Annotated in this window: 22 protein-coding genes; 14 read left to right on the top strand and 8 right to left on the bottom strand. The window is 63.2% G+C overall.

The features are described 5' to 3' along the window. Nucleotides 1-56: 56 nt before the first annotated feature. The 4 genes from gatC to NOX35_RS01450 all read left to right on the top strand — a co-directional run bounded on the left by gatC (nt 57) and on the right by NOX35_RS01450 (nt 5,255). Nucleotides 57-356, top strand: a complete 300-nt coding sequence (gene gatC / locus NOX35_RS01465) for an Asp-tRNA(Asn)/Glu-tRNA(Gln) amidotransferase subunit GatC (RefSeq protein ID WP_003070403.1) — start codon at nt 57-59, stop codon at nt 354-356. A gap of 20 nt (nt 357-376) precedes the next feature. Then, complete coding sequence (gene gatA / locus NOX35_RS01460) at nt 377-1,867, top strand: Asp-tRNA(Asn)/Glu-tRNA(Gln) amidotransferase subunit GatA (RefSeq protein ID WP_256495494.1); 1,491 nt, start codon at nt 377-379, stop codon at nt 1,865-1,867. 114 nt (nt 1,868-1,981) lie between these two features. Next, nucleotides 1,982-3,439, top strand: a complete 1,458-nt coding sequence (gene gatB, locus NOX35_RS01455) for an Asp-tRNA(Asn)/Glu-tRNA(Gln) amidotransferase subunit GatB (protein ID WP_182285367.1) — start codon at nt 1,982-1,984, stop codon at nt 3,437-3,439. 1,003 nt (nt 3,440-4,442) lie between these two features. Continuing rightward, nucleotides 4,443-5,255: an alpha/beta hydrolase gene (locus tag NOX35_RS01450; protein WP_256495493.1), complete on the top strand. Its 813-nt coding sequence runs from the start codon at nt 4,443-4,445 to the stop codon at nt 5,253-5,255. Between the two features lie 50 nt (nt 5,256-5,305). Here the strand turns inward: NOX35_RS01450 and NOX35_RS01445 are convergent, their stop codons facing one another. The 3 genes from NOX35_RS01445 to serA form a co-directional block, all read right to left on the bottom strand. Further along, entirely contained in the window at nt 5,306-6,106 is an 801-nt protein-coding gene (locus tag NOX35_RS01445; RefSeq protein ID WP_256495492.1) for a hypothetical protein, read from the bottom strand. Next, nucleotides 6,103-8,103 (bottom strand): OPT family oligopeptide transporter, encoded by a 2,001-nt coding sequence (locus NOX35_RS01440; RefSeq protein ID WP_256495490.1) that lies wholly within the window; start codon nt 8,101-8,103, stop codon nt 6,103-6,105. The genes NOX35_RS01445 and NOX35_RS01440 overlap by 4 nt, the downstream gene beginning before the upstream one ends. A 158-nt stretch (nt 8,104-8,261) precedes the next feature. Continuing rightward, nucleotides 8,262-9,491 (bottom strand): phosphoglycerate dehydrogenase, encoded by a 1,230-nt coding sequence (serA, locus tag NOX35_RS01435; protein WP_003074609.1) that lies wholly within the window; start codon nt 9,489-9,491, stop codon nt 8,262-8,264. Between the two features lie 276 nt (nt 9,492-9,767). Here serA and NOX35_RS01430 point away from each other — a divergent pair, with 276 nt between their 5' ends. The 5 genes from NOX35_RS01430 (at nt 9,768) to NOX35_RS01410 (ending at nt 13,492) form a co-directional block, all read left to right on the top strand. Further along, entirely contained in the window at nt 9,768-10,805 is a 1,038-nt protein-coding gene (locus tag NOX35_RS01430) for a hypothetical protein (RefSeq protein ID WP_256495489.1), read from the top strand. A 105-nt stretch (nt 10,806-10,910) separates the two neighbouring features. Then, nucleotides 10,911-11,486, top strand: coding sequence for a nitroreductase family protein (locus NOX35_RS01425; RefSeq protein ID WP_232538089.1), 576 nt, complete (start codon nt 10,911-10,913; stop codon nt 11,484-11,486). Between the two features lie 125 nt (nt 11,487-11,611). After that, nucleotides 11,612-12,742 carry an HPP family protein gene (locus NOX35_RS01420; RefSeq protein WP_232538088.1) on the top strand — a complete coding sequence of 377 codons (1,131 nt, stop codon included), beginning with the start codon at nt 11,612-11,614 and terminating at the stop codon, nt 12,740-12,742. Between the two features lie 91 nt (nt 12,743-12,833). Further along, nucleotides 12,834-13,052, top strand: a complete 219-nt coding sequence (locus tag NOX35_RS01415) for a hypothetical protein (protein ID WP_182285362.1) — start codon at nt 12,834-12,836, stop codon at nt 13,050-13,052. Between the two features lie 86 nt (nt 13,053-13,138). Further along, the gene (locus NOX35_RS01410; protein ID WP_256495488.1) at nt 13,139-13,492 is read left to right on the top strand and encodes a hypothetical protein; all 354 of its coding nucleotides are present in this window, start codon (nt 13,139-13,141) and stop codon (nt 13,490-13,492) included. Between the two features lie 15 nt (nt 13,493-13,507). On the opposite strand, the gene NOX35_RS01405 is transcribed toward NOX35_RS01410, so the two are convergent. Beyond that, nucleotides 13,508-14,179: a DUF4124 domain-containing protein gene (locus NOX35_RS01405; RefSeq protein WP_182285360.1), complete on the bottom strand. Its 672-nt coding sequence runs from the start codon at nt 14,177-14,179 to the stop codon at nt 13,508-13,510. An 8-nt stretch (nt 14,180-14,187) separates the two neighbouring features. Further along, nucleotides 14,188-14,889 (bottom strand): orotate phosphoribosyltransferase, encoded by a 702-nt coding sequence (gene pyrE / locus NOX35_RS01400; protein ID WP_182285359.1) that lies wholly within the window; start codon nt 14,887-14,889, stop codon nt 14,188-14,190. A gap of 10 nt (nt 14,890-14,899) precedes the next feature. On the opposite strand from pyrE, the gene NOX35_RS01395 reads away from it, so the two are divergent. Next, nucleotides 14,900-15,703 carry an exodeoxyribonuclease III gene (locus NOX35_RS01395; RefSeq protein ID WP_182285358.1) on the top strand — a complete coding sequence of 268 codons (804 nt, stop codon included), beginning with the start codon at nt 14,900-14,902 and terminating at the stop codon, nt 15,701-15,703. Between the two features lie 202 nt (nt 15,704-15,905). Next, nucleotides 15,906-16,361 (top strand): azurin, encoded by a 456-nt coding sequence (gene azu, locus NOX35_RS01390; protein WP_182285357.1) that lies wholly within the window; start codon nt 15,906-15,908, stop codon nt 16,359-16,361. Nucleotides 16,362-16,527: 166 nt separating this feature from the next. On the opposite strand, the gene NOX35_RS01385 is transcribed toward azu, so the two are convergent. Next, nucleotides 16,528-16,983: an Lrp/AsnC family transcriptional regulator gene (locus NOX35_RS01385; RefSeq protein WP_182285356.1), complete on the bottom strand. Its 456-nt coding sequence runs from the start codon at nt 16,981-16,983 to the stop codon at nt 16,528-16,530. Nucleotides 16,984-17,088: 105 nt separating this feature from the next. On the opposite strand from NOX35_RS01385, the gene NOX35_RS01380 reads away from it, so the two are divergent. Then, the gene (locus NOX35_RS01380) at nt 17,089-17,715 is read left to right on the top strand and encodes a LysE family translocator (RefSeq protein ID WP_182285355.1); all 627 of its coding nucleotides are present in this window, start codon (nt 17,089-17,091) and stop codon (nt 17,713-17,715) included. Nucleotides 17,716-17,868: 153 nt separating this feature from the next. Here the strand turns inward: NOX35_RS01380 and pntB are convergent, their stop codons facing one another. Both pntB and NOX35_RS01370 read right to left on the bottom strand, forming a co-directional pair. Then, nucleotides 17,869-19,284 (bottom strand): Re/Si-specific NAD(P)(+) transhydrogenase subunit beta, encoded by a 1,416-nt coding sequence (gene pntB, locus NOX35_RS01375; RefSeq protein ID WP_182285354.1) that lies wholly within the window; start codon nt 19,282-19,284, stop codon nt 17,869-17,871. A 27-nt stretch (nt 19,285-19,311) separates the two neighbouring features. Next, nucleotides 19,312-20,970 (bottom strand): Re/Si-specific NAD(P)(+) transhydrogenase subunit alpha, encoded by a 1,659-nt coding sequence (locus tag NOX35_RS01370; RefSeq protein WP_256495484.1) that lies wholly within the window; start codon nt 20,968-20,970, stop codon nt 19,312-19,314. Nucleotides 20,971-21,312: 342 nt separating this feature from the next. Between NOX35_RS01370 and NOX35_RS01365 the strand changes: the two genes are divergently transcribed. Together NOX35_RS01365 and NOX35_RS01360 are read left to right on the top strand one after the other, a co-directional pair. Continuing rightward, the gene (locus NOX35_RS01365; protein ID WP_182285353.1) at nt 21,313-21,951 is read left to right on the top strand and encodes an MBL fold metallo-hydrolase; all 639 of its coding nucleotides are present in this window, start codon (nt 21,313-21,315) and stop codon (nt 21,949-21,951) included. A gap of 91 nt (nt 21,952-22,042) precedes the next feature. Beyond that, entirely contained in the window at nt 22,043-22,525 is a 483-nt protein-coding gene (locus tag NOX35_RS01360) for a hypothetical protein (RefSeq protein ID WP_232538087.1), read from the top strand. Nucleotides 22,526-22,557: the final 32 nt, after the last annotated feature.

Raw genomic sequence — 22,557 nt, 5'->3', positions numbered from 1 at the left:
TACTGTCAGGGTTAGAAACACTGCTTTACACGCGGCGGCCCTGTTAAATAATTTCTATGGCATTGAACGATCAAGACATTGCGCGCATCGCCAACTTGGCCCGCCTTGAACTGTCGCAAGACGAAAGTAAGCGCATGCTCGCGCAACTAAACAACTTTTTCGGCATCGTCGAAAAAATGCAGGCTGTGGATACTTCGGGCGTCAGCCCTCTGTCACATCCGGTGGCTGCCATCCAGGACGTCGCCTTACGGCTACGTGACGATTTGGTAAGTGAGGGCAATAACCGCGACGCCAACATGCAGAACGCCCCTGCAGCCGAAAAGGGTTACTTCCTCGTGCCCAAGGTCATCGAATAAACGCGCGGAACCACAAGAACATGAGCCAAACCGAACTCCACCAATTGAGCGTGGCCGAGCTGGCCGCGCAACTGCGCGCCAAGCAGGTCTCCGCCACCGAAGCTGCCCAGCATTTCCTGGCCCGCGCCAAGCAGCACCAGAACCTGGGCGCTTTTGTCGCCATCGATGAAGACGCCACCCTGGCCCAGGCCAAGGCAGCCGACACCCTGATCGCCGAAGGCAAGGGCGGCAAGCTGGCCGGCGTGCCGATTGCGCACAAGGACATCTTCGTCACCAAGGACTTCCCCACCACTGCCGCCAGCAAGATGCTGGAGGGCTACCGCTCGCCGTTCGACGCCACCGTGGTGAAGAAGCTGGCCGATGCCGGCGTGGTCACCCTGGGCAAGCTCAACTGCGACGAATTCGCCATGGGCGGCGCCAACGAAAACTCGGCCGTGGCCCCCGTGGGCTTTGACGCGGCACAGCCCGTGCGCAACCCCTGGAACACTGAACGCGTGCCCGGCGGCTCCTCGGGCGGCTCGGCCGCTGCCGTGGCCGCGCGTCTGGCCCCGGCCGTGACCGGCACCGACACCGGCGGCTCGATCCGCCAGCCCGCCTCGTTCTGCGGCATCACCGGCATCAAGCCTACCTACGGCCGCGCCAGCCGCTACGGCATGATCGCCTTTGCCTCCAGCCTGGACCAGGCCGGCCCCATGGGCCGCAGCGCCGAAGACTGCGCGCTGCTGCTCTCCGAGATGTGCGGCCCCGATCTGGACCGCGACTCCACCAGCCTGGACTACCCCGCCGAGGACTTCACTGCCCGCCTGGGTGACTCGATCGAAGGCCTGCGCATCGGCGTGCCCGCCGAGTTCTTTGGTGAAGGCCTGTCCGACGATGTCCGCACAGCCGTGGACGCAGCGCTCAAGGAATACGAAAAGCTGGGCGCCAAGCTGGTGCCCGTGAGCCTGCCGCGCACCGAGCTTTCCGTGCCCGTGTACTACATCCTGGCTCCGGCCGAGGCTTCGTCCAATCTGTCGCGCTTTGACGGCGTGAAGTTCGGCCACCGCGCCGCCAGGTACGAAGACCTCAACGATATGTACAAGAAGACCCGCGCCGAAGGCTTTGGCGACGAGGTCAAGCGCCGCATCATGATCGGCGCCTATGTGCTGTCCGAAGGCTATTACGACGCCTACTACCTGCAGGCGCAGAAGATCCGCCGCATGATTGCCGACGACTTCCAGGCCGCCTTCAAGGACTGCGACGTCATCGCCGGCGCGGCCGCGCCCACCACGGCCTGGGCCATCGGCGGCAAGGCCGATCCCGTGAGCAACTATCTGGCCGACATCTTCACCCTGCCCGCTTCGCTGGCCGGCCTGCCCGGCCTCAGCCTGCCCGCAGGCTTTGGCGACGGCGGCATGCCCGTGGGCCTGCAGCTGATCGGCAACTACTTCGGCGAAGCCAAGCTGCTGAATGCGGCCCACCGCTTCCAGCAAGCGACAGACTTCCACCTGAAGAGCCCTGTTGGCATTTAAAAATCAATAGCTGCTTGCGCTTGTACTGACTGATTTTCAGCACGAAAACAACCTGAAACCCAATCAGAACATGCGCAAGCCGCTTCTCTTTTAGCAGTTAGGACACACAGAGCAATGACTGTGAAACTAATCAATGGCTACGAAGTCGTCATCGGCTTCGAAACCCACACCCAGCTGGCGACCAACAGCAAGATCTTCAGCCGTGCCAGCACCGCCTTCGGCGCCGAGCCCAATACCCAGGCCAGCGCCGTGGACCTGGCCCTGCCCGGCACGCTGCCGGTGATGAACAAAAAGGCCGTGGAATGCGCCATCAAGCTCGGCCTGTCGCTGGGCTCGACGATTGCGCCGCGTTCCATCTTCGCGCGCAAGAACTACTTCTACCCCGACCTGCCCAAGGGCTACCAGATCTCCCAGTTCGAGATCCCCGTGGTGCAAGGCGGTGAAGTCAGCTTCTATCTGGAAGAAGGCAAGAACAACGTCCTCAAGACCGTGCGCCTGGTGCGTGCCCACCTGGAGGAAGACGCCGGCAAGTCCGTGCACGACGAGTTCATCGGCCAGTCCGGCATCGACCTGAACCGCGCCGGCACGCCGCTGCTGGAAATCGTGACCGAGCCCGATATCCGCTCCACCGCCGAAGCCGTGGCCTATGCCAAGGAGCTGCACAAGATCGTCACCTGGATCGGCATCTGCGACGGCAATATGCAGGAAGGCAGCTTCCGCTGCGACGCCAACGTGTCCGTGCGCAAGCCCGGCCAGCCGCTGGGCACACGCCGCGAGATCAAGAACCTGAACTCGTTCAGGAACATGCAGATCGCCATCGATTACGAAATCCTCTGGCAGATCGAGCAGATCGAGGACGGCCACAAGATCCAGCAGGCCACCGTGCTGTTCAACCCCGACACGGGCGAGACCCGCGCCATGCGCACCAAGGAAGACGCGGCCGACTACCGCTACTTTCCCGACCCCGACCTGCCTCCGCTGGTCGTGGCGCCCGAATGGGTGGAGCAGGTCAAGGCCGAGATGCCCGAGCTGCCCCGCGCCATGGCCGCGCGCTTTGTCGAGCAATACGGCCTGCCCGAGTACGACGCCACCACGCTGACGCAAAGCCAGGCCATGGCCGCCTACTTTGAAGCCGCCGCCAAGGCCTGCGGCCAGCCCAAGCTGGCGTCCAACTGGGTCATGGGCGAGATCTCGCGCCGCCTGAACATGGAAGAGATCGGCATGGACCAGGTCAAGGTCAGCGCCGAGCAGCTGGGTACCCTGATCGCCCGCATCCACGGCAATGTCATCAGCAACAACTCGGCCAAGCAGGTGTTTGAAGCCCTGTGGACCGGCGAAGGCTCCGATGTGGACGCCGTGATCGACGCCAAGGACCTCAAGCAGTCCAACGACACCGGCGCACTGGAAGCCATCATCAACGAGGTGATTGCTGCCAACCCCGCCAACGTCGAGCAATACCGCGCCGGCAAGGACAAGGCCTTCAACGCCCTGGTCGGCCAGGTCATGAAGGCTTCCAAGGGCAAGGCCAACCCCGGCCAGGTCAACGAGCTGCTCAAGGCCAAGCTGGCCTAAGCCGCCAACTCCAGGCGCCAACCCCACCGTTCAAGGCCGCAGGCAGCACATGCCTGCGGCCTTTTGCTTGTTGCCAGCAAGAACTGTGACGAAGTAAGCTTCTATCAACACAGCATCGCTTGGTTGCCAGCGACAGAGGCCGGGTCTCGCCCCGGCCGGCGACTCACTTTCTTGCTTGTGCAAGAAAGTAAGCAAAGAACACAGACCCGACTGTCCGCGTCCCTACGCTACGTTTCACTTCACTCCGGGCAAACCTGCGTCACGCAATCCAGTCTGCGGTGCCGCCCAACTCGCTGCGCGGCTTTGCCGCTCCACTCAAACAAACGGCGGCAAGTCAGAGCACGATGCAACGCTGTCCTGCGGCAGCGTTGCCCGCAGCCTGAACCGTGTGCCGCAGGCGCTGACACACGGGTTGATACGGGCACGGACAGCCTTCGTGAGTTGTGACGAAATTTTCCGCTAACGCATACTCCTATTGCGGTAACAGCTATCAAAAACACAAAGAAGCTATCCCGTATGCGGTATTGCCCCTTGTGTCCACGCCTGCGACGGCAAGTTCTTGGGGCGGGCAGTTGCACCGCAGAGTGCAACTGCATCGTCATCCAATCTGCGGCAACCTGTTTGAACGGAGCGTCGAAGACGCGGAGTGAGTTTTGCCGCACAGCCCCAAGAGCTTGACGGCGCAGGTTGCCCGCAGGCGAAGCCGGAGGGACGGGGGCAGCAGGGGCTGGCTCTTTGCCGACTTTCTGGCAGCAGAAAGTCGGTCGGCAGGCGGGCCGAGACCCGCCCTCTGCAAGCAAAGCAGGCATGCAATCAGCCTCGCCACAGCAGGCAAACAGCTAAAGCATCACCACGAGCCAAACAAGCCCCAAACGTAGACATCACTTGCACCACCCGCTATCAATTCCTCAAACCACCGCTTACATAAAGCCGAGGTAAAGCGCACACCAAACCCACACAAATCTGCGCACAATCCGGTGCAAACCCCATACTTTTGCGCTCCATGTTCTCAAAGCTGCTCAAGCCCCTGCTCTGGCTGCTGGCCCTGTGCCTGGCGGTCTATATCTGTATCTGCAGCTATATGTTTGCGCAGCAGCGCCAGATGATTTTTCCGGGCGGCAGCACGCAGGTGGCGGCCGAGAGCACCGATTTCTCGCTGCAGCGCGCCGATGTGCTGCTGCGGGGCTGGCAGCTGCACCCGGCCGACGGCAAGGCGCGCAATGCGGTGATCTACTTTGGCGGGAATGCCGAGAACATTGCCCACCGGCGCCAGCAGCTGTCGCGCAGCCTGCCGCACAGCGATATCTATATGCTGGCCTACCGCGGCTATGGCGCCAGCGAGGGCGAGCCCACGCAGGAGCTGATGGAGCTCGATGCCGCCGCCTTGTTCGATGAGGTCAGGCGCCTGCACCCACAGTTGCCCATCACCGTGGTCGGCCGCAGCCTGGGCACGGGCGTGGCGGCTGCCGTGGCCGACCTGCGCCAGCCGGACCAGCTGGTGCTGGTCACGCCCTTCGACAGCATTCTGAACACGGTGCGCGGCATGTATGGCTGGCTGCCTGTGGAACTGCTGCTGCGCGACCCGTTCGACTCTGCCGCGCATCTGCGCAACTACCATGGGCCGATTCTGGTGCTGCGCGCCGGACGCGATCAGGTGGTGCTGCCCGAGCGCACCGACGCCCTGCTGCACAGTCTCAGGGACAAGGCGGTGCAGGTGCAGGCATTCACCCAGGCGAATCATTCGACCATCTTCCGCGCCAACGGTTTCTGGAGCGCCATAGAGCAGTTTGTGGACGGCCAGCAAAAAAAGGCCTGAAAGACCTCTGGCACAGATGCTGCAAGCGCTGCCAGCGTGGCGATGCGCCTTTATCCCGCAGGCAGGTCCAGGCCTTCGGCCAGGCTCTCGGCATAACCGAGCATCAGCGTACGCCGCGATAGCAGCACGGACGCCAGCTGTACCCAGCCCGCATGCTCCCGTACCTCGCCCTGCCCCTGGCCGTAGAGCATGCGCAAGTCCTCTATCAGCCGCTCGACCAGCGCTGCATCGGGCAGGCTGCAGCGCACAAAACCCATCCATGCGGCGCCCATGCCGAAGAAGCGATAGCCGTACTGCGCCGCAAGGTGGCAGATGACGGCGTGGTTCTGGAAGCTGTCCCAGTCCGCGCTGAAATAGCCGTTGGGCTGGCCCGCAATCATCAGCTCGTCGCAGGGCACGGGCAGACGCTGGACATAGACCACGTCATCAAGCAGGGCCTCGGGACTGCGGTTGGCCTGCAGCAGGGCATCCACGTCCTGAGCAGCCAGTAGCAGCGTGCCGCAGACCTGTGCCCATTCCTGCACGAGTTCAGGCCGCTGCAGCTGCGCCACGCGGTGCTGCAGCGATGCCAGCGTCAGGGCCTGCTCCTGCGCGGGGTCGTCCCAATCCATGTCCTCGGGGTCGTCCAGATACAGGCGCTCATCCTGGCTCGCATGGCCGCTGGTGTAGCTGCACTGGCTCACATCGTCCAGCGTGCAGAGGTAGCGATGTGCAGGATCGGCGGCACGCAGCACGTCCAGCCGCTCCAGCACCTCGTCCAGTGCCTTGAACTCTTGCAGCCATTCATGTGCGAAGCCGAAGTTGCCCCGGCGGTATTCGGCCTGTTCCCCGTCGAATTTTCCTGTCTTCATTTGCACAGCACCCGGCGATAAAAGAACACACACAGGCCCACAAAATAGGCCAGGCCCAGCCACATGGCGGGCGCAAAGCCTTCGCCGACCAGGGCCAGCGGCGCATCCTTGCCGCTGAAGCCAATCAATGCCGCAATCAGCAGGCCCATCAGACTCTCGCCCACGATCAGCCCGGAGGCCAGCAGCAGGCCTCGCTCCTCGGCCGCCGCCGTCCAGTCCTTGCCGCCGCGCTGCGCATAGGCCTTGATGGCTCTGGCAATGCACCAGCCCAGCACCGCGCCTATGGTCAGCGTCAGGCCTATGGTGGGAGGCAGATAGATGCCCAGGCCCACGGCCAGCGGCGGCAGCGCGCCCTTGCCGCTCTTGCGCAGGGCCAGATCGACCAGGATGACGGCAATGCCCACGGCCACGCCAAGGCCCAGCATGCTCCAGTCCAGCGAGCCCTTGAAGATGCCGCTGGCAATCTGCATCATCAGCGTGGCCTGCGGCGCGGCCAGGGCCTGGTTCGGGTCCATGCCTGCACGCGGCATGCTGCCTGCAAAGCCGTAGGCGTTATAGAGCAGATCCAGCACGGGCGGAATGACCAGCGCGCCCACAAGGCAGCCGATGATGAGCACGATCTGCTGACGCCAGGGCGTGGCCCCCACCAGATAGCCGGTCTTGAGATCCTGCAGGTTGTCGTTGGAGATGGCGGCCATGGCCAGAACGGCCGAGACCATGAACAGCACCAGTGCAATGCCCATCTGCCCCGCGACGGCGCTGGCATAGGACGGCACCAGGGCATGCAGCGCCAGCAGGCTCACTCCCATGAGCAAGGTGGCGATGATGCCGATGCCAGAGATCGGACTGGCCGACGAGCCCACCAGACCGGCCATATAGCCACAGGCGGCGGCTACCAGAAAGCCGAACAGGGCCGCAAACAGCACGCACAGGGCCGCCAGACCGTAGCGTGCGCCAGCGACCAGATCGGGCATATGCCCGGCGATGAAGTCATTGACCACCAGGAACAACACGCCCAGGGCGGCGGCTCCTATCATCAGCATCCAGCTGCGCGGCATGTCCTTGTCGGTTTCATCGCCACCGCCGCTGTCGGCAACGCTGCGTGCCGGCTGGTTGCGAATCGCCTGGACAATGGGCTTGGCCAGCGTGGCCACGGTCCACAGCGCCGAGATGCCGATGACGCCCGCACCGAGAAAGCGGGCCTTGCTGCCCCAGAGCTGGGTGGACAGCTCGGAGAGCGCCTGGCCGGCTGCAGGAGAGGCCTGGGCCGTCAGCCAGGGCACGACCACACCCCAGCACAGCGCCAGCCCCACAAGCACGGCAATGCCTGCGGCCGCGCCCATCAGATAGCCGGCGGCCAGCAGGGCCGGCGAGAAGCCCGCTGCCACGCGAAAGGCCACGCCGCCAGCGGGAATCCAGAAATTGAAGGCATCGCCGAGCAGGCGCAGACCGCCGCTGAGAAAGCCGAACAGCGCGGCCAGCCCCGTGCCCCAGCCCAGCTCGCGCAAGCCCGAACTGCGCGGTTTGCCCAGGCTCTCCGGGTCATGGGCATGGCGCTGCTCATCGCCTACGCGCAACACCTCGGCAGCGGCCACGCCCTCGGGATAGGGCAGCTCGGACTGCACCACCAGCACGCGACGCAGGGGCACGGTGTAGAGCACGCCCAGCGTGCCGCCAGCCGCGCAGATCAATGCCGTCTGCCAGAACGGGAAACCCGTCCACAGCCCCAGCATGAGCAGTGCCGGCAGCACAAAGATGACCGAGGACAAGGTGCCGGCCGCGGAGGCCTGGGTCTGCACCAGATTGTTTTCAAGGATGTTGGAATCCTTGAAGCGATAGAGCAGCGCCATGGAGATCACGGCAGCGGGAATCGCCGAGGCAAAGGTCAACCCGACCTTGAGTCCCAGATAGACGTTGGCGGCGGTGAACGCCAGGGTGATCAGCGCGCCAAGCAGCACGCCACGGAAGGTGAACTCTCTCTTGGTTGGTGTATTCATTGTGCAAGCGGGAGGGTCTGTGACGGCACAAGCCTAGCATCAGCGGCGCGCAACACCATGTCCGTCGCGCGCCCTTCCGGCCAGCCCGTGGCATCGCCAATGGCCGGCCCATGAAAAAAGGAGACCGAGGTCTCCTTTTCCGTTCAGCTACCAAGGCTTCAGAACAGCACGCGGCAGCGGATGGTGCCCGCGATCTGCGCGAGCTTCTCCAGCGCCAGCGCCGAGGACTTGGCATCGATATCGATCACCACATAGCCCACTTTCTCATCGGTGCGCAGGTACTGGCCCGCGATATTGATGCCGTTGTCGGCAAACACCTGGTTGATGGCAGAGAGAATGCCGGGACGGTTCTCGTGCACATGCAGGATGCGGTTGTTGCCGGGGTGCTCGGGCAGTGCCACTTCGGGGAAGTTGACGGCCGAGGTGGTCGTGCCGTTGTCGCTGTACTTGACCAGTTTCTCCGCCACTTCCAGACCGATATTGGCCTGCGCTTCCATGGTGGAGCCGCCGATGTGGGGCGTGAGGATGACGTTGTCCATGCCGCGCAGCGGCGACAGGAATTCGTCCTTGTTGCTCTTGGGCTCCTTGGGGAAGACGTCGATGGCGGCGCCCAGCAGCTTGCCGCTCTTGAGCGACTCGGCCAGGGCCTCGATATCGACCACGGTGCCGCGCGACGCATTGATCAGAATGCTGCCGGGCTTCATGGCGGCAATCTGGGCAGCCCCCATCATGCCGTTGGTGGAGGCCAGCTCGGGCACATGCAGGGTGACGATATCGGACTGGGCCAGCAGCTCGTTGAGACCGCTGCTCTGCTGGGCATTGCCCAGCGGCAGCTTGGTCACCACGTCGTGGAAGATGACCTTCATGCCCAGGCCTTCGGCCAGCACCGACAGCTGGGTGCCGATGGAGCCATAGCCGACGATGCCCAGCGTCTTGCCGCGGATCTCGAAGGAATTCTCCGCGCTCTTCTTCCAGCCGCCGCGGTGGGAGACGGCATTCTTTTCGGGGATGCCGCGCAGCAGCAAAATGGCTTCGCCCAGCACCAGCTCGGCCACCGAACGGGTGTTGGAGTAAGGCGCGTTGAAGACCACCACACCGCGCTCACGCGCTGCGTTGAGGTCGACCTGGTTGGTGCCGATGCAAAAGCAGCCCACGGCTACCAGCTTCTGCGCGGCCGCGAACACATCGGCCGTGAGCTGGGTACGCGAGCGAATGCCGACAAAGTGCACATCGGCAATCTTGCGCTTGAGCTCCTCGCCGTCCAGCGCGCCGGTCAGAGCCTCCACATTGGTGTAGCCCGCGTCATGCAGCACCTTGAGCGCGGAGGGATGTATGCCCTCGAGCAGCAAAAACTTGATCTTCGATTTATCCAGCGACGTCTTACCCATGATCCAGCCTCGATCCATCAAAGCTCCATTACAGCGGTTTCGCAATTCCGTTACAGGATCTGGGTGCATCGCCCTTTCATGACGTGAGGAGGAGCAGCACCGGCGCCCCTGGCCCCACAACAAGCGCCGGGCGGGACAGAAGCGTGCATTTGTCGACTCAGCTGTAACAAATTACGACTTTCCGATTCGCTTCCTACAATCGCGATCATTCACGCGCTTCCAATTTCATAGTTGAAAGTACAGACCACTCAAGCTTTTTACAAGGATTTGCTGCCTATGCTGACCCTCTTGCGCCGCGCAGAAGATTTGCTGATTCAAGTTCTGCGTCTTGTCTTGCTCGCCTTTTCCATCTTTGTGCTGTTTGGCATGGGCCACTGGATCTGGGACCACTACAAGCCCAAGAAGCCCGATATCGCCACTGCCGGCGCAACGGCGCTGAACTGGAAGGATGCGCCCTACGACCTCAAGTACATGGAAGAAGAGACCGGCCGCGACATGAGCGTCCTCGGCAACGCCGTGCCCATGGAAAAGCGTCTGGCCGACCCTGCCCTGCGTCCGGACTTCCGCAAGGCCGACGGCCTGCTGCGTGGCTTCATCTACCGGGACACGGCTGCGCGCAAACGCGTAGAAACGGAAAACAGCAGCCAGGGCCTGGATCCCATCCACCCCCTGCTCAAGGGCGATGCCCTGCCCTCGGCCGACGATGTCAACCGCCAGATCAAGATGCGCGAGGCACGTGAAAACTCCTGCTGCGACAAGGAGGCTGCCGACGCGGCCGCTGCCGAAGTGGATGCCGCCTGGACGGCTCGCCGCATCTCGCTGACCCGCGAGGACCGCATGGCCCGTGCCGCCGCAGATGCTGCAGCCGATGCGGCGATTGCGGCAGCCGCCGAGGCTGCGGGCGAAGACGCCATGCTGATGGATCCGGTGAACCTGGCCTCCGAAATCAACGACCGTGCCCAGGCCGCAGAGATGGAGCATGGCGAGGGCTCGTACGCAGCCTACATCAAGGGGCTGCCCGTGGCGCTGGAGAAGGTGCTGGGCAACGAAAGCCTGGCCAAGAAGCTGCAGCAGCAGTCCGCCCCGCAGATCGTCAACACCTTGCTGACCAACTACACGCTGTCGTTCGACCGCACGGCCGCCAAGCTGCGCGGCGACAACCCCGATGAGGAGAAGTGGGAGTTTCTGGGCATGGACACGGCGTTTGCCACGCTGCTGATTTCCTGCCTGGTGATGGTGATGATGGCGCTGGTGATGTTCCGCATGGAACGCCATCTGCGCGGCATCGGCGCGCAATCGGGTCAAAAGCCCTGATTTTCCGGCTCCGGCACAAAGGCCGGAGCTTGCGCTATGGTTTCGGGCCCGCCTCTGCTCTGTACAGTAGGCGGGCCCTTTTCTTTTCAGTTCAGCGATATCACCATGAGCACCACCCGTAGCAGTACCGTCCCCGTCCACGCGCAATTCATCGAGCGCATGTCGCCGCGCGCCTTTGTGCCTGAAGCACTGAGTGCGGCCCAGATGGAGCAGTTGGTGGAAGCCGCCCGCTGGGCGCCTTCGGCCAGCAACAAGCAGCCCTGGCACTTTGCCTACGCCCTGCGCGATGACGCGAACTGGCAGGCGTTCTCGCAGATCCCCAACGAAGCCAACCGCCGCTGGTGCCTGAATGGCGGCGCGCTGATCGTGCTGCTGTCGGACAGGCAGGCCTCGGCCGCCAAGCACAGCTTCGACACGGGCTGCGCCTGGGGCTATCTGGCGCTGCAGGCCCATGCCATGGGTCTGGCCACGCACGCCATGGGCGGCTTCTCGGCCGATGAAGCCCGCAAGGTGCTGAACCTGCCCGAGCACCTGGTACCCGAATGCGTGATCGCCGTGGGCCGCCGCGCCGATGCAGCCACTCTGCCTGACGATCTGCGCGAGCGCGAACTGCCGTCCGGCCGCAAGCCGCTGGCCGAAATGCTGAGTGCCGGAGCCGTTCAAGCCCCCGCAGCAGCCTGAAGCGGCGTCAATCCCGCCAAAGCTCCACAGCTCACCCTGTGGAGCTTTTTTTGACAGAATTGCTGCACTAATCAATACAACATTGCGGGAGCAGCTATCAATTTTGCGCCCTGCAGCCTGTGCCTATGTCCGTCATTCAAACAATGTGGCAGCGCCTGGGGCCGGTGGCCTCGCGCCCTTCGTGGAAAGAGCTGATCCGCGCCAGTATCGGCGCAGGTCTGGGTCTTGCGCTGGCCGGCATTCTGGTCGGGCTGGTCGAGCATTTCTTTCCCAACACCCTGTTCCTGTTCGCCCCGCTGGGCGCCACGGCCGTGCTGGTATTCGCCGTGCCCAGCAGCCCGCTGGCCCAGCCCTGGAACTGTGTCGTCGGCAACACCGTGCCCGCACTCTATACCTTGCTGCTGCTTTGGGCGTTCCCTATGCTGTCCCAGACCTCGCTGGCCGCGCTGGCCGTGGCAGGAGCCATTGCCCTAATGCTGCTGTTGCGCGCCCTGCACCCGCCGGGCGGCGCCGTTGCCTTGCTGACGGTACTGGCGGCGGCACAGATGGCTCCCCTTGGCTGGCATCTGCTGATTCCCATGGCCGTGCTCTCTGGTGTTCTTGCAGCAGTCGGCGTGCTCTACCATCGTGCCTGCGGCCGCCCCTACCTGCACCAGCCGCCTCAAGCGGCCAAGACCCAGCGCCCCACCACGCGCCTGGCGCTGAGCGAGCAGGATCTGGAACAACTGTTGCAGCGCTTCGAGCAAAGCTACAACCTGACACCCGAGGATCTGGGCGAGCTGCTGGCCGCCGCCGAGGAGGAGGCCATCAAGCGCCGGCTGTCCAGCGTCAACTGCGGCACCGTCATGTCCGCCAAGCTCCTGACCGTAAGCCCGCAGACTCCGCTCGAAGAGGTGGCCGAGCTGTTTCACCGCCATCTGATCAAAAGCCTTCCCGTGGTCGATGCGCAAGGTGAGCTGATTGGTCGCGTGCTGCGCGCCGACCTGTTCGACTGGCTCTGGCAGGACCACCGCGCACGCCAGCAGCAAAACCTCTGGCAGCGCCTGCGCAGCCGGCCATCCAAAGTGCAATCCGTAGCCCAGGAACTGATGCGCGCACCAGAGATGAGCGTGCAGGAAGACACCCCCATGGGCGATCTGCTGCACGAGCTGGCATCGCACAGCGTGCAGTTCATTGCCGTGCTGCGCGGCAAAACCCTGGTCGGGGTCATCACGCGCTCCGACGTCATTCGCACTTTGCTCTCCATCAATCAATAGCCATGCGGGCAAAGGCCCTCTTGCCTGGCACGGGCTGCTGGATAAACTATGGGCAGTACTGGTTTGATTGCCCGAAAAAGGAGTTGCTGCCATGGACGCCGTGTTCACCCCCAACCTCGACAAGCTGCGCAACATCGTGCAAAGCTTTGGCGCCAATTCCTTTACCGCGACACAGGTGGCCACGGAATACGAAGGCAGCACTGCCGGCAGCGAAATCACCAAGACCTTCGAAGAGCTGCTCGCCCACCACGCAACCGTGCTGGGCATTCAGTCCGTGCCGGGCCACTATGTGGTCTGGCGCGCAAACTGAGCCGCTGTCAGGCCCCTTCATGCATGCCCACCTCGGTGGGTATTTTCTTTTTCATCCAGGGATCAACTGGGCTAAAGTGCGGCGCCATGTCGTTGATTCCTCCCCCCCTCTGGCTGCCGCTTTCCGTCGCGGCCTGCGTGCTGCTGGTACTGGCCGCCGTGGGCTGGCTGTGGCGCTCGGCCCTGCGCGTTCCGGCGGGCAGCCGTGACGGCCGCAATATGCGCAGCATGGCCGCCATCGCCAGTGCAGGCCTGCTGCTATGGCTGGCCTATGGCTTGCTCAAGGGTTATGGGGCGCTGTGGCAAGCCGATGCGCTGATGCTCATGGCTCAGGCATCGCTGCTGGTGCAGATACCCTTGATCATCGCGGCAGTGGCCTGGATTGCGACCCTGCTGCTGGGCCGCGTCATGGCCATGCACAAGAACAGCCACGAAGACTGAAGGCGCGACACGTTCTCAGTGCGCGCGCGGTGCGGTCTGCGGCAGGTCCGCCCATAGCTTGCGCAGCTGCTGCAGCTCGGCATCGAAGCGCTGGTTGATGCGCTGCTTTTCCTCTTCCTGCTGCTTGATGAAGCGCTGCTGCTCGGCCTGAGAGTCCGTGTTGTCGTCCAGCTGGCGGCGCAGATTGGCCGGAGCCCTCTTCGGATCGTTCTGATAGAACTCCAGCTCGGTATTGAGCTTGCGGCGGCGTTCCCTGAGGTCGACCTGGCGCTGCTGGGCCACGCCGATCACATCGTTGACCTGGGCAATCGCCTCGGCTCTGGCGGCGTCATGCACGCCCTGATTGGGGAAGCGCGCCAGCATGGCTCGGTCACGCGAGCGCTCCTCGCGCAGGCGTTGCTGCTCGGCCTGATCCTGACGCCGCCTGGCCTCCAGCGCGCTGCGCTCCTGGTCGGTCAGCGTGGGGCCCACGCGGCGCAGCTCGACGCCCGTGTTGCCAAGCACACGCTGCTCGCGATCGACGCAGGAGGCAATAGGCCTGTCGGCCGTGATGCGCCGCCCATTGGCATCCGTGCAGGCGTAGATACCGCCGCTATTGGCTGGGGCCTGGGCTTGAGCCGGCATGGCCCCTGCCCAGACGATAGCTACCACATACAAACTCAGTTTTGCATGCAAGGCCTGCTTCATTTGCGTGTTTATTCCTTGTTTTCAACACCATAGCGCTGACGGTAGGCCAGCACGCGTTCATGATGCTCGCGGCCGGCATCCCCGCCCTGCTGCTCAAGATAGAGCAACAAATCTGCCAGCTTGGCAATCGCACAGACCTGCATGCCCAGCTGATTGCGCACATATTGGACGGCGCTGTGCGGCACGTCCTGGCCATTCTCCGTCGCCATTTCCTGACGGTCCAGAGCGATGGCCACGGCGTGAGGCTCGGCACCGGCCGCCTTGATGATGGCAATCGACTCGCGCGCGGCCGTACCGGCCGACATCACATCGTCAATGATGAGCACGCGGCCCTTGAGGGGAGCGCCCACCAGAGTACCGCCTTCGCCGTGGTCCTTGGCTTCCTTGCGGTTGTAGGCAAAGGGTACGTTCTTGCCCTGGCGCGCCAGCTCCACCGCCACCGTGGCAGCCAGAGGAATGCCCTTGTAGGCAGGCCCGAAGACCATATCAAACTCCATGCCGCTGGCCAGAATGGCTTTTGCATAGAATTCGGACAGACGGGCCATCTTGGCGCCATCGTCAAACAGGCCGGCATTGAAGAAGTACGGGCTGATGCGCCCGGCCTTGGTCTTGAATTCGCCAAAACGCAGCACGCCCGCATCGACGGCAAACTGCACAAAATCCTGCGCCAGACGGTCTGCACCGCCCATTGGCTTCTCACTCACCACCATGGATTCATCCTTGTTCAAATTAACCAGCCTCAACCTCAACGGTATCCGCTCTGCCACGACCAAAGGCGCCGAAGCCTGGATCGAAGCCACTGCGCCGGATTGTATTTGCGTCCAGGAAATCAAGGCCCAGGCTTCGGATATGGCCGGGCGCTTCGAGGTGTTGGCCGGCATGAAGGGCTATTTCCACTTTGCCGAGAAGAAAGGCTACTCGGGCGTGGGCGTCTACACCCGCCACGAGCCCAGCGATGTGGTGGTGGGCTTCGATATCGACGAGTTCGACGCCGAAGGCCGCTATGTCGAAACCCGCTTCGACACGCCCGGCCGCAAGCTCTCCATCATCAGCGCCTACTTTCCCAGCGGCAGCTCGGGCGAGCTGCGCCAGGAAGCCAAGTTCCGCTTTCTGGCCAAGATGCACAGCCACTTGATGCACCTCAAGGCCGAGCGTGACTTCGTGCTCTGTGGCGACATCAATATCGCGCACCAGAAGGAAGACCTGAAGAACTGGCGCGGCAACCAGAAGAACAGCGGCTTCCTGCCCGAAGAGCGCGACTGGATGAGCAGGTTGTTGCACAAGACCGAGGCCAGCGGCGGTCTGGTCGACGTCTATCGTCAGCTTCAGCCCGACACCACGGATGCCTGCTACACATGGTGGAGCAATCGGGGCCAGGCCTATGCCAACAACGTGGGATGGCGACTGGACTACCATCTGGCAACACCAGCGATCGCGGCCCTGGCACGCACCGAGTCCATCTACAAGGGCGAGAAGTTCTCGGACCACGCGCCCATCACCATTGGCTACGACATGGCGATCTGAGGCGCTGTGCATAGGCATGCAAAGCAGCGAACGCATGCATGCTTGAGCACTTGCTTTAGCGCAAGGTGCAACAGTACAACCCATGCGAGCATGAGTTGTACTGAGCCGGCTGGACAGGTTTCCGAAAAAATGAAATGCGGAGCCTGGATGGCGACAACGCCACAGCGGCCTCCCGTTTCGCTTTTAGGAAAAGGAATAGCCAATGAAGAAGATCCTGACGACTCTGGCCCTGTGTGCAGTCGGTGCCCTGAGCGCACCCGCCATGGCGGCAGGCTGCGAAGCCATCGTTGAAAGCAACGACGCCATGCAGTTCAATGTCAAAAGCATCGATGTGCCCAAGTCCTGCAAGAAGTTCAGCGTGACTCTCAAGCATGTGGGCAAGATGCCCAAGACCGCCATGGGCCACAACATCGTGGTCAGCACTGCGGCTGATATGCAGCCCGTGATCACCGACGGCATGGCCGCCGGTGCAGGCGCCGACTATGTGAAGGCCGGCGACGCCCGCGTACTGGCGCACTCCAAGGTTATCGGCGGCGGCGAGACCAGCAAGTTCGATATCGACGTGGCCAAGCTCAAGGCGGGCACGGATTACGCCTTCTTCTGCAGCTTCCCCGGCCACTCTGCCCTCATGAAGGGTTCGCTCAAGCTGGGTTCCTGATCCCGAAATCCTATTTTTTAGTAGCTGCCAGCGCTTTTCCTCAAAGGTTTTCAGATATACAGATACCTTAAAACCTTGATAATCAAGCGCAATTAGCTTCTTAATCAATAGCAAATCTGGCTGACCCAAAGCGCCTGTGATGAAAGTCACCGGCGCTTTTTCATGGCTATTCCATCGCGGAGGTCAGCGGTCTGTTGCTCACCACATGCTTCATGACCAGCGTGGAGGTCATGCGCAGCACGCCGGGCAGCCGGGTCAGGTGCTCGTCATAGAGCCGCTGGTAGGCCGGCAGGTCGCGCACCACGACCTGCAGCAGATAGTCCGGGTCGCCAAACAGGCGCTGGGCCTGCACCACATTGTCGAGCCGGGCCACGGCGTCCTCGAACGCGGGAACGGATTTGCTGTCCTTGAGCGTGACAAAGACCAGCGACGAAAAATCCAGCCCCAGCGCCGCGGGGTCCAGCTCGGCGCGGTAGCCGCGAATCACGCCAGACTCCTCCAGCGCACGCACACGCCGGTGGCAGGGCGACAGGCTCAGGCCCACCTGCTCGGCCAGCTCGGTCACCGTGAGGCGGCCATTGTTTTCGAGCGCAGCAAGAATTTTTCGATCCAGCGAATTCACGGGGCAGTTTCTTCCAATTTCAAGCCGTTCAGCGGCGAATATTGAGAGCACATTCTCGCTCCTCTTCCATATTCTCTCGGCATCAACGCTTTTCGAGGGAATTTCGTGTCCTACGCCGCCTTGACCGCCTTCTGGGCCGTCTCCTTTCTTCTGGTGCTCACGCCCGGGGCCGACTGGGCCTATGTGATCTCAGCCGGTCTGCGCGGCAGGCGGCTGGTGCTGCCCGCCACGCTGGGCCTGGCCTGCGGTGCGCTGCTGGCCACGCTGGCCGTGGCTGCAGGCGTGGGCGCCCTGGTGGCACGCAACCCGGCCCTGCTGACCGCCTTGACGGCCACCGGAGCGCTGTACCTGGCCTGGATGGGCGTGGGCCTGTGGCGCAGCCCGGCCGCCATCAGCAGCGCCGCAGATGCCGACGCCGGCACGCGCTGGCACTGGACGGTCAAGGGAGCCAGCGTCAGCGGCCTCAACCCCAAGCAGCTGTTGCTGCTGCTGGCCTTGCTGCCGCAGTTTGTGCGGCCCGGCGACAGCTGGCCGGTGTTTGCGCAGATCATGGTGCTGGGCGCCGTCCATGCGGCCAGCTGTGCCGTGGTCTACTTCGGCGTGGGCTGGGGCTCGCAAAGCGTGCTGCGCTCGCGCCCCGCAGCAGCGCTTGCCGTCTCGCGCCTGTCGGGCACGCTGATGCTGTTGATTGCCGCTGTGCTGCTGGGCGAGATCGCCGTCCAGCATCTCTGAAAGAAAAGATGCCTGCAGCCGAAAACCGCAGGCATTTCAAGAACAGGCGTACGCTGCGCCCCGGCGAAGATGTAGTCCCCCGCCCGCATTGCGAAGCAAAGCGAGAGAGGCGCCCGGCGAGGAGAGAGCGCCTCAGGAGAGGCACCCCTTTCATCAGCTCTTCAGAGCCCCCAGCACCTCATCGAGCATCTTCTTGGCATCGCCGAACAGCATGCGGTTGTTGTCCTTGTAGAACAGCGGATTGTCCACGCCCGCATAGCCGGAGGCCATGGAGCGCTTCATCACGATGGAGGTCTTGGCCTTCCACACTTCCAGCACCGGCATGCCGGCGATGGGGCTCTCTGGATCGTCCTGAGCCGCGGGGTTCACGATATCGTTCGCGCCGATGACGATGGCCACATCGGTCTCGGGGAAGTCTTCGTTGATCTCGTCCATCTCCATCACGATGTCGTAAGGCACCTTGGCTTCGGCCAGCAGCACGTTCATGTGGCCGGGCATGCGTCCTGCCACTGGATGGATGGCAAAGCGCACAGCGACGCCTTTTTCGCGCAGGGTCCTGGTGATTTCGTTGACGGTGTGCTGGGCCTGGGCCACGGCCATGCCGTAGCCGGGCACGATGATGGCGCTCTTGGCTTCGCGCAGCATCTCGGCAGTTTCGGCGGCGCTGACGGGCGCCACTTCGCCCTGGGGCTCGGCAGCCGCAGCGGCACCGCCCTTCTTGGCCGGCGCCCCGGAGCCGAAGCCGCCCGCAATCACGCTGATGAAGTTGCGGTTCATGGCCTGGCACATGATGTAGCTCAGGATGGCGCCCGATGAGCCCACCAGCGCGCCGGTGACGATCAGCAGGTCATTGCCCAGCATGAAGCCGGTGGCCGCCGCCGCCCAGCCCGAGTAGCTGTTGAGCATGGACACCACCACGGGCATGTCGGCACCACCGATGGCCATGACCATGTGCACCCCGAACAGCAGCGCAATGGCGGTCATCACGACCAGGGGCAACATGCCGTCAGCCACGGTCTCGGCGTGCAGAAACTCGCGGCCGAACCAGATCACCACCAGCAGTGCCACCAGATTGAGCCAGTGGCGTGCGGGCAGCAGCAGCGGCTTGCCGCCTATCCTGCCGTTGAGCTTGCCGAAGGCGATCAGCGAGCCCGAGAAGGTGACGGCGCCGATCAGGATGCCTACGTAGATTTCCACCTCGTGAATGGCCTTTTCTGCGCCCGCGAGCTGGATGGAGGTATCGACATAGCTGGCAAAGCCCACCAGACAGGCCGCCAGGCCGACCAGGCTGTGCATGAGGGCGACCAGCTCGGGCATCTGGGTCATCTTGACGACCCTGGCCGCATACAGGCCGATACCGCCGCCGAGCACCAGCGCACCGACGATCCAGGCGATACCGCCGGCATCGACACGCGGGCCGAACACGGTGGCCAGCACGGCCAGCGCCATGCCGACCATGCCGAACAGATTGCCGCGGCGCGAGGTTTCGGGGTTCGACAGCCCACCGAGACTGAGGATGAACAGAATGGCAGCCCCCAGATAGGCTACCGTTGCGAGACTTTGGGACATGGTGTTTCTCTCTTGTGCTCGTTCTTCTTATTTGCGGAACATGGCCAGCATGCGACGTGTCACGGCAAAGCCGCCAAACATATTGACTGCAGTCAACACAAGTCCGGCAAAGGCCAGCCAGCGGATCAGTTCATCCGGGCGCCCCGTGCCTGCCGTGCCCGGCGGCGCGATCTGCACCAGAGCGCCGATGGCGATGATGCTGGAGATGGCGTTGGTCACGCTCATCAGCGGCGTGTGCAACGCAGGCGTCACATTCCACACCACCATGTAGCCGATGAAGCAGGCCAGCACGAACACCGTGAAGTGGCCCAGGAAGGCCGCCGGCGCATAGGCACCGATGAACCAGAAGGCCACGGCGGCAATCGCAAAAATAATGGCCAAGGTCTTTGCCGGCAGCGGGCCGGCAGCGCCATGGCCATGACCGCTTTTCTTCTGTTCCACCACAGCCGCAGCCGGTTTGGAGGCTGGCTTGGGCGCCTGGGCAATGGGCGGAGCAGGCCAGGTGATTTCGCCGTCCTTGACCACCGTCAGCCCGCGAATCGCATCGTCTTCCATATTCACCACGGCCACGCCATCCTTGGCCTTGCACAACTCTTCGGTCAGGCGCAGCAGGTTGGTCGCGTACAGCGTGGACGACTGCTTGGCCAGGCGCGATGCGAGGTCGGTGTAGCCGATGATGGTCACGCCGTGGCGCACTACGGCCTCATTGGGCACGGTCAGCTCGCAGTTGCCGCCCTGCTCGGCCGCCATGTCGACGATCACGCTGCCGGGCTTCATGCTCTGCACCATCTCGGCCGTGATGAGCTTGGGCGCGGGTTTGCCGGGGATCAGCGCCGTGGTGATGATGATGTCGGCATCCCTGGCCTGCTGGGCATACATCTGACGCTGCGCAGCCTGGAAGCCCTCGCTCATCACCTTGGCATAGCCGCCGCCGCCAGCTCCGTCCTCTTCGTAGTCAACCTTGACGAACTCGCCACCCAGCGATGTGACCTGGTCGGCCACTTCGGCGCGCGTGTCGTTGGCGCGCACGATGGCCCCCAGATTGGCGGCCGTGCCGATGGCCGACAGGCCGGCCACGCCAGCGCCAGCAATGAATACCTTGGCCGGGGGCACCTTGCCTGCCGCCGTGATCTGGCCGTTGAAATAGCGACCGAAGGCGTTGGCTGCCTCGATCACGGCGCGGTAACCCGAAACACCGGCCATGGAGGTCAGTGCATCCATCTTCTGCGCGCGGCTCAATGTCCGGGGCAGCGAGTCGATCGCCAGCACCGTCACCTTCTTGGCGGCCAGTTGCTGCATCAGATCGGGGTTCTGAGCGGGCCAGAGAAAGTCAATCAGGATCTGGCCTTCGCGCATCGAAGCGACTTCTTGCTGGGTGGGCGGGCGCACCTTGAAGATGATGTCGGCAGCGGCCCAGAGCGCAGCAGCGTTGGGCAGCACCTCGGCACCCACTGCGCGATAAGCCTCATCGCTGAAGTTGGCGGCATCGCCGGCACCCGATTCGATGGCGACCGAAAAGCCCAGCTTGATGAGCTTTTCGACCACATCGGGCACGGAGGCCACGCGCTTTTCCAACGGAAAGGTTTCCCGTGGGATGCCGATGCGTTGGACGTCACCACGTTGGACGTCACTACGTTGGGCGCCAGAGCGCTGGACGTCGGTCGGCGGGTTGGAAGAGGTAGACATGCAGAGTCTCCTGGAGTTTAAAAACGGTTTTCCTCCAGACCGCCCCATCTCCTGCCATTCCTGCCCGTGGGAGGAACTTGTATTGCATGGGCATTGGCACGGCCTGAACGATCTTGAAACTGTGTCGGGCCGCTTCCCATGAAGCGACTGCCCGCTGCCTTGCAGCACAAATACGTTTTAGCAGCCCGCACCAAAATGGGGCACTCGCATCCATGCTAGCTCATATGAGGGATGACGCCAGAATCTGAGCGGGCATTTTTGATGCGCGTGTCATGCCGTGTCATGCTTGCGGGGTTCGCTGACCGCGAGACTACGCAAACGCCCGAAAAATACAAGTCACCCATGTTGCAATATCACACTGTCCCCGTCACCGCCTTCCAACAGAACTGCTCTCTCGTCTGGTGCGACCAGACCATGGATGCGGCCGTCATCGACCCTGGCGGAGATATCGAGCAGATCGAGTGGGAGGTGGAGCGCCTGGGCCTGAATCTCAAGGCCATCTGGATCACCCACGCCCATATCGACCACGCGGGCGGCACCAGCGAGCTGGCGGCCAAGCACGAGCTGCCCATCATCGGCCCGCATGAGGGCGACCAGTTCTGGATCGACGGTCTGCCTCAACAGGGCGCCATGTTCGGCTTTCCCCACTCCGAGCCTTTTGTGCCCTCACGCTGGCTGCATGATGGCGATACGGTGAGCATCGGCCAGGAAACGCTGAACGTGCGCCACTGCCCAGGTCACACGCCCGGCCATGTGGTGTTCCACTCACCGCAGATCGACCGCGCCTTTGTCGGCGATGTGCTGTTTGCGGGCAGCATAGGCCGCACGGACTTCCCGCAGGGCAACCATCAGCAGCTCATCGACTCCATCGTGCAGCGCCTGTGGCCCATGGGCGATCAGACGATCTTCATCCCCGGGCACGGCCCGGAAAGCAGCTTCGGCCGCGAGCGCAAGCTGAACCCCTATGTCAGCGGGACCTGAATCCTGACGGCCGAGGCTTGCGGAATCAGGTCTTCCGTAGCAGCATGCGCCTGTCACGCCTTGTGACATCACATCACTGGAGGGAGTTCGTATGCGCAATTTATGGAAGATTTGCCTGGCTTCAGCCCTGGTCAGCAGCTCATGGGCGAGCCTTGCCCAGGCACCGGCGGCGGCTCCTGCTGCGCCGGCCGCCAAAACAGCCCCCATGCCCGCCAAGCCGGCGGCAGAACCGGCAGCAAAGGCTGCGCCGGCCCCTGCTGCTGCCAAGGCGGACATGCAGACCTTTGTCTGCAAGGATGGCTCCACCATGAGCGCTGCGTCCTCCAAGGGAGCTTGCTCGGGCCGCAAGGGCATTGATCAGGATGCCACGGCCAAGGCTGCTGCAGGCGCAAAGCCTGCCAAGACTGCAGCACCAGGCGGCGGTGCAGGCAAGGTCTGGGCCAATGAGGACAGCAAGATCTATCACTGCCCCGGCACCCGTTTCTACGGCACGACCAAGAACGGCAAGTACATGAGCGAAGCCGATGCCAAGGCCGCCGGCATGCACGGCGCCAACAACAAGACCTGCAACTGACCTGCAGCCTTCAAGCATCGCGCTGACCTGCG

It is taken from the genome of Comamonas sp. C11 (genome assembly GCF_024496285.1).
Lineage (GTDB): Bacteria > Pseudomonadota > Gammaproteobacteria > Burkholderiales > Burkholderiaceae_C > Comamonas > Comamonas testosteroni_F.
Note: the sequence above shows the minus strand (reverse complement) of the source record. Positions and strands in the feature narration are given on the sequence as shown.

What these genes read in the sequence shown, in the direction of transcription:
- NOX35_RS01430 (WP_256495489.1), top strand. Translation starts at nt 9,768, where the DNA reads ATGCTGACCCTCTTGCGCCGCGCAGAAGATTTGCTGATTCAAGTTCTG.
- pntB (WP_182285354.1), bottom strand. Translation starts at nt 19,284, where the DNA reads ATGTCCCAAAGTCTCGCAACGGTAGCCTATCTGGGGGCTGCCATTCTG.
- serA (WP_003074609.1), bottom strand. Translation starts at nt 9,491, where the DNA reads ATGGGTAAGACGTCGCTGGATAAATCGAAGATCAAGTTTTTGCTGCTC.
- gatA (WP_256495494.1), top strand. Translation starts at nt 377, where the DNA reads ATGAGCCAAACCGAACTCCACCAATTGAGCGTGGCCGAGCTGGCCGCG.
- NOX35_RS01425 (WP_232538089.1), top strand. Translation starts at nt 10,911, where the DNA reads ATGAGCACCACCCGTAGCAGTACCGTCCCCGTCCACGCGCAATTCATC.
- NOX35_RS01405 (WP_182285360.1), bottom strand. Translation starts at nt 14,179, where the DNA reads ATGAAGCAGGCCTTGCATGCAAAACTGAGTTTGTATGTGGTAGCTATC.
- NOX35_RS01420 (WP_232538088.1), top strand. Translation starts at nt 11,612, where the DNA reads ATGTCCGTCATTCAAACAATGTGGCAGCGCCTGGGGCCGGTGGCCTCG.
- NOX35_RS01450 (WP_256495493.1), top strand. Translation starts at nt 4,443, where the DNA reads ATGTTCTCAAAGCTGCTCAAGCCCCTGCTCTGGCTGCTGGCCCTGTGC.
- NOX35_RS01410 (WP_256495488.1), top strand. Translation starts at nt 13,139, where the DNA reads ATGTCGTTGATTCCTCCCCCCCTCTGGCTGCCGCTTTCCGTCGCGGCC.
- NOX35_RS01360 (WP_232538087.1), top strand. Translation starts at nt 22,043, where the DNA reads ATGCGCAATTTATGGAAGATTTGCCTGGCTTCAGCCCTGGTCAGCAGC.
- NOX35_RS01370 (WP_256495484.1), bottom strand. Translation starts at nt 20,970, where the DNA reads ATGTCTACCTCTTCCAACCCGCCGACCGACGTCCAGCGCTCTGGCGCC.
- pyrE (WP_182285359.1), bottom strand. Translation starts at nt 14,889, where the DNA reads ATGGTGGTGAGTGAGAAGCCAATGGGCGGTGCAGACCGTCTGGCGCAG.
- gatB (WP_182285367.1), top strand. Translation starts at nt 1,982, where the DNA reads ATGACTGTGAAACTAATCAATGGCTACGAAGTCGTCATCGGCTTCGAA.
- gatC (WP_003070403.1), top strand. Translation starts at nt 57, where the DNA reads ATGGCATTGAACGATCAAGACATTGCGCGCATCGCCAACTTGGCCCGC.
- NOX35_RS01365 (WP_182285353.1), top strand. Translation starts at nt 21,313, where the DNA reads ATGTTGCAATATCACACTGTCCCCGTCACCGCCTTCCAACAGAACTGC.
- NOX35_RS01445 (WP_256495492.1), bottom strand. Translation starts at nt 6,106, where the DNA reads ATGAAGACAGGAAAATTCGACGGGGAACAGGCCGAATACCGCCGGGGC.
- NOX35_RS01415 (WP_182285362.1), top strand. Translation starts at nt 12,834, where the DNA reads ATGGACGCCGTGTTCACCCCCAACCTCGACAAGCTGCGCAACATCGTG.
- NOX35_RS01440 (WP_256495490.1), bottom strand. Translation starts at nt 8,103, where the DNA reads ATGAATACACCAACCAAGAGAGAGTTCACCTTCCGTGGCGTGCTGCTT.
- azu (WP_182285357.1), top strand. Translation starts at nt 15,906, where the DNA reads ATGAAGAAGATCCTGACGACTCTGGCCCTGTGTGCAGTCGGTGCCCTG.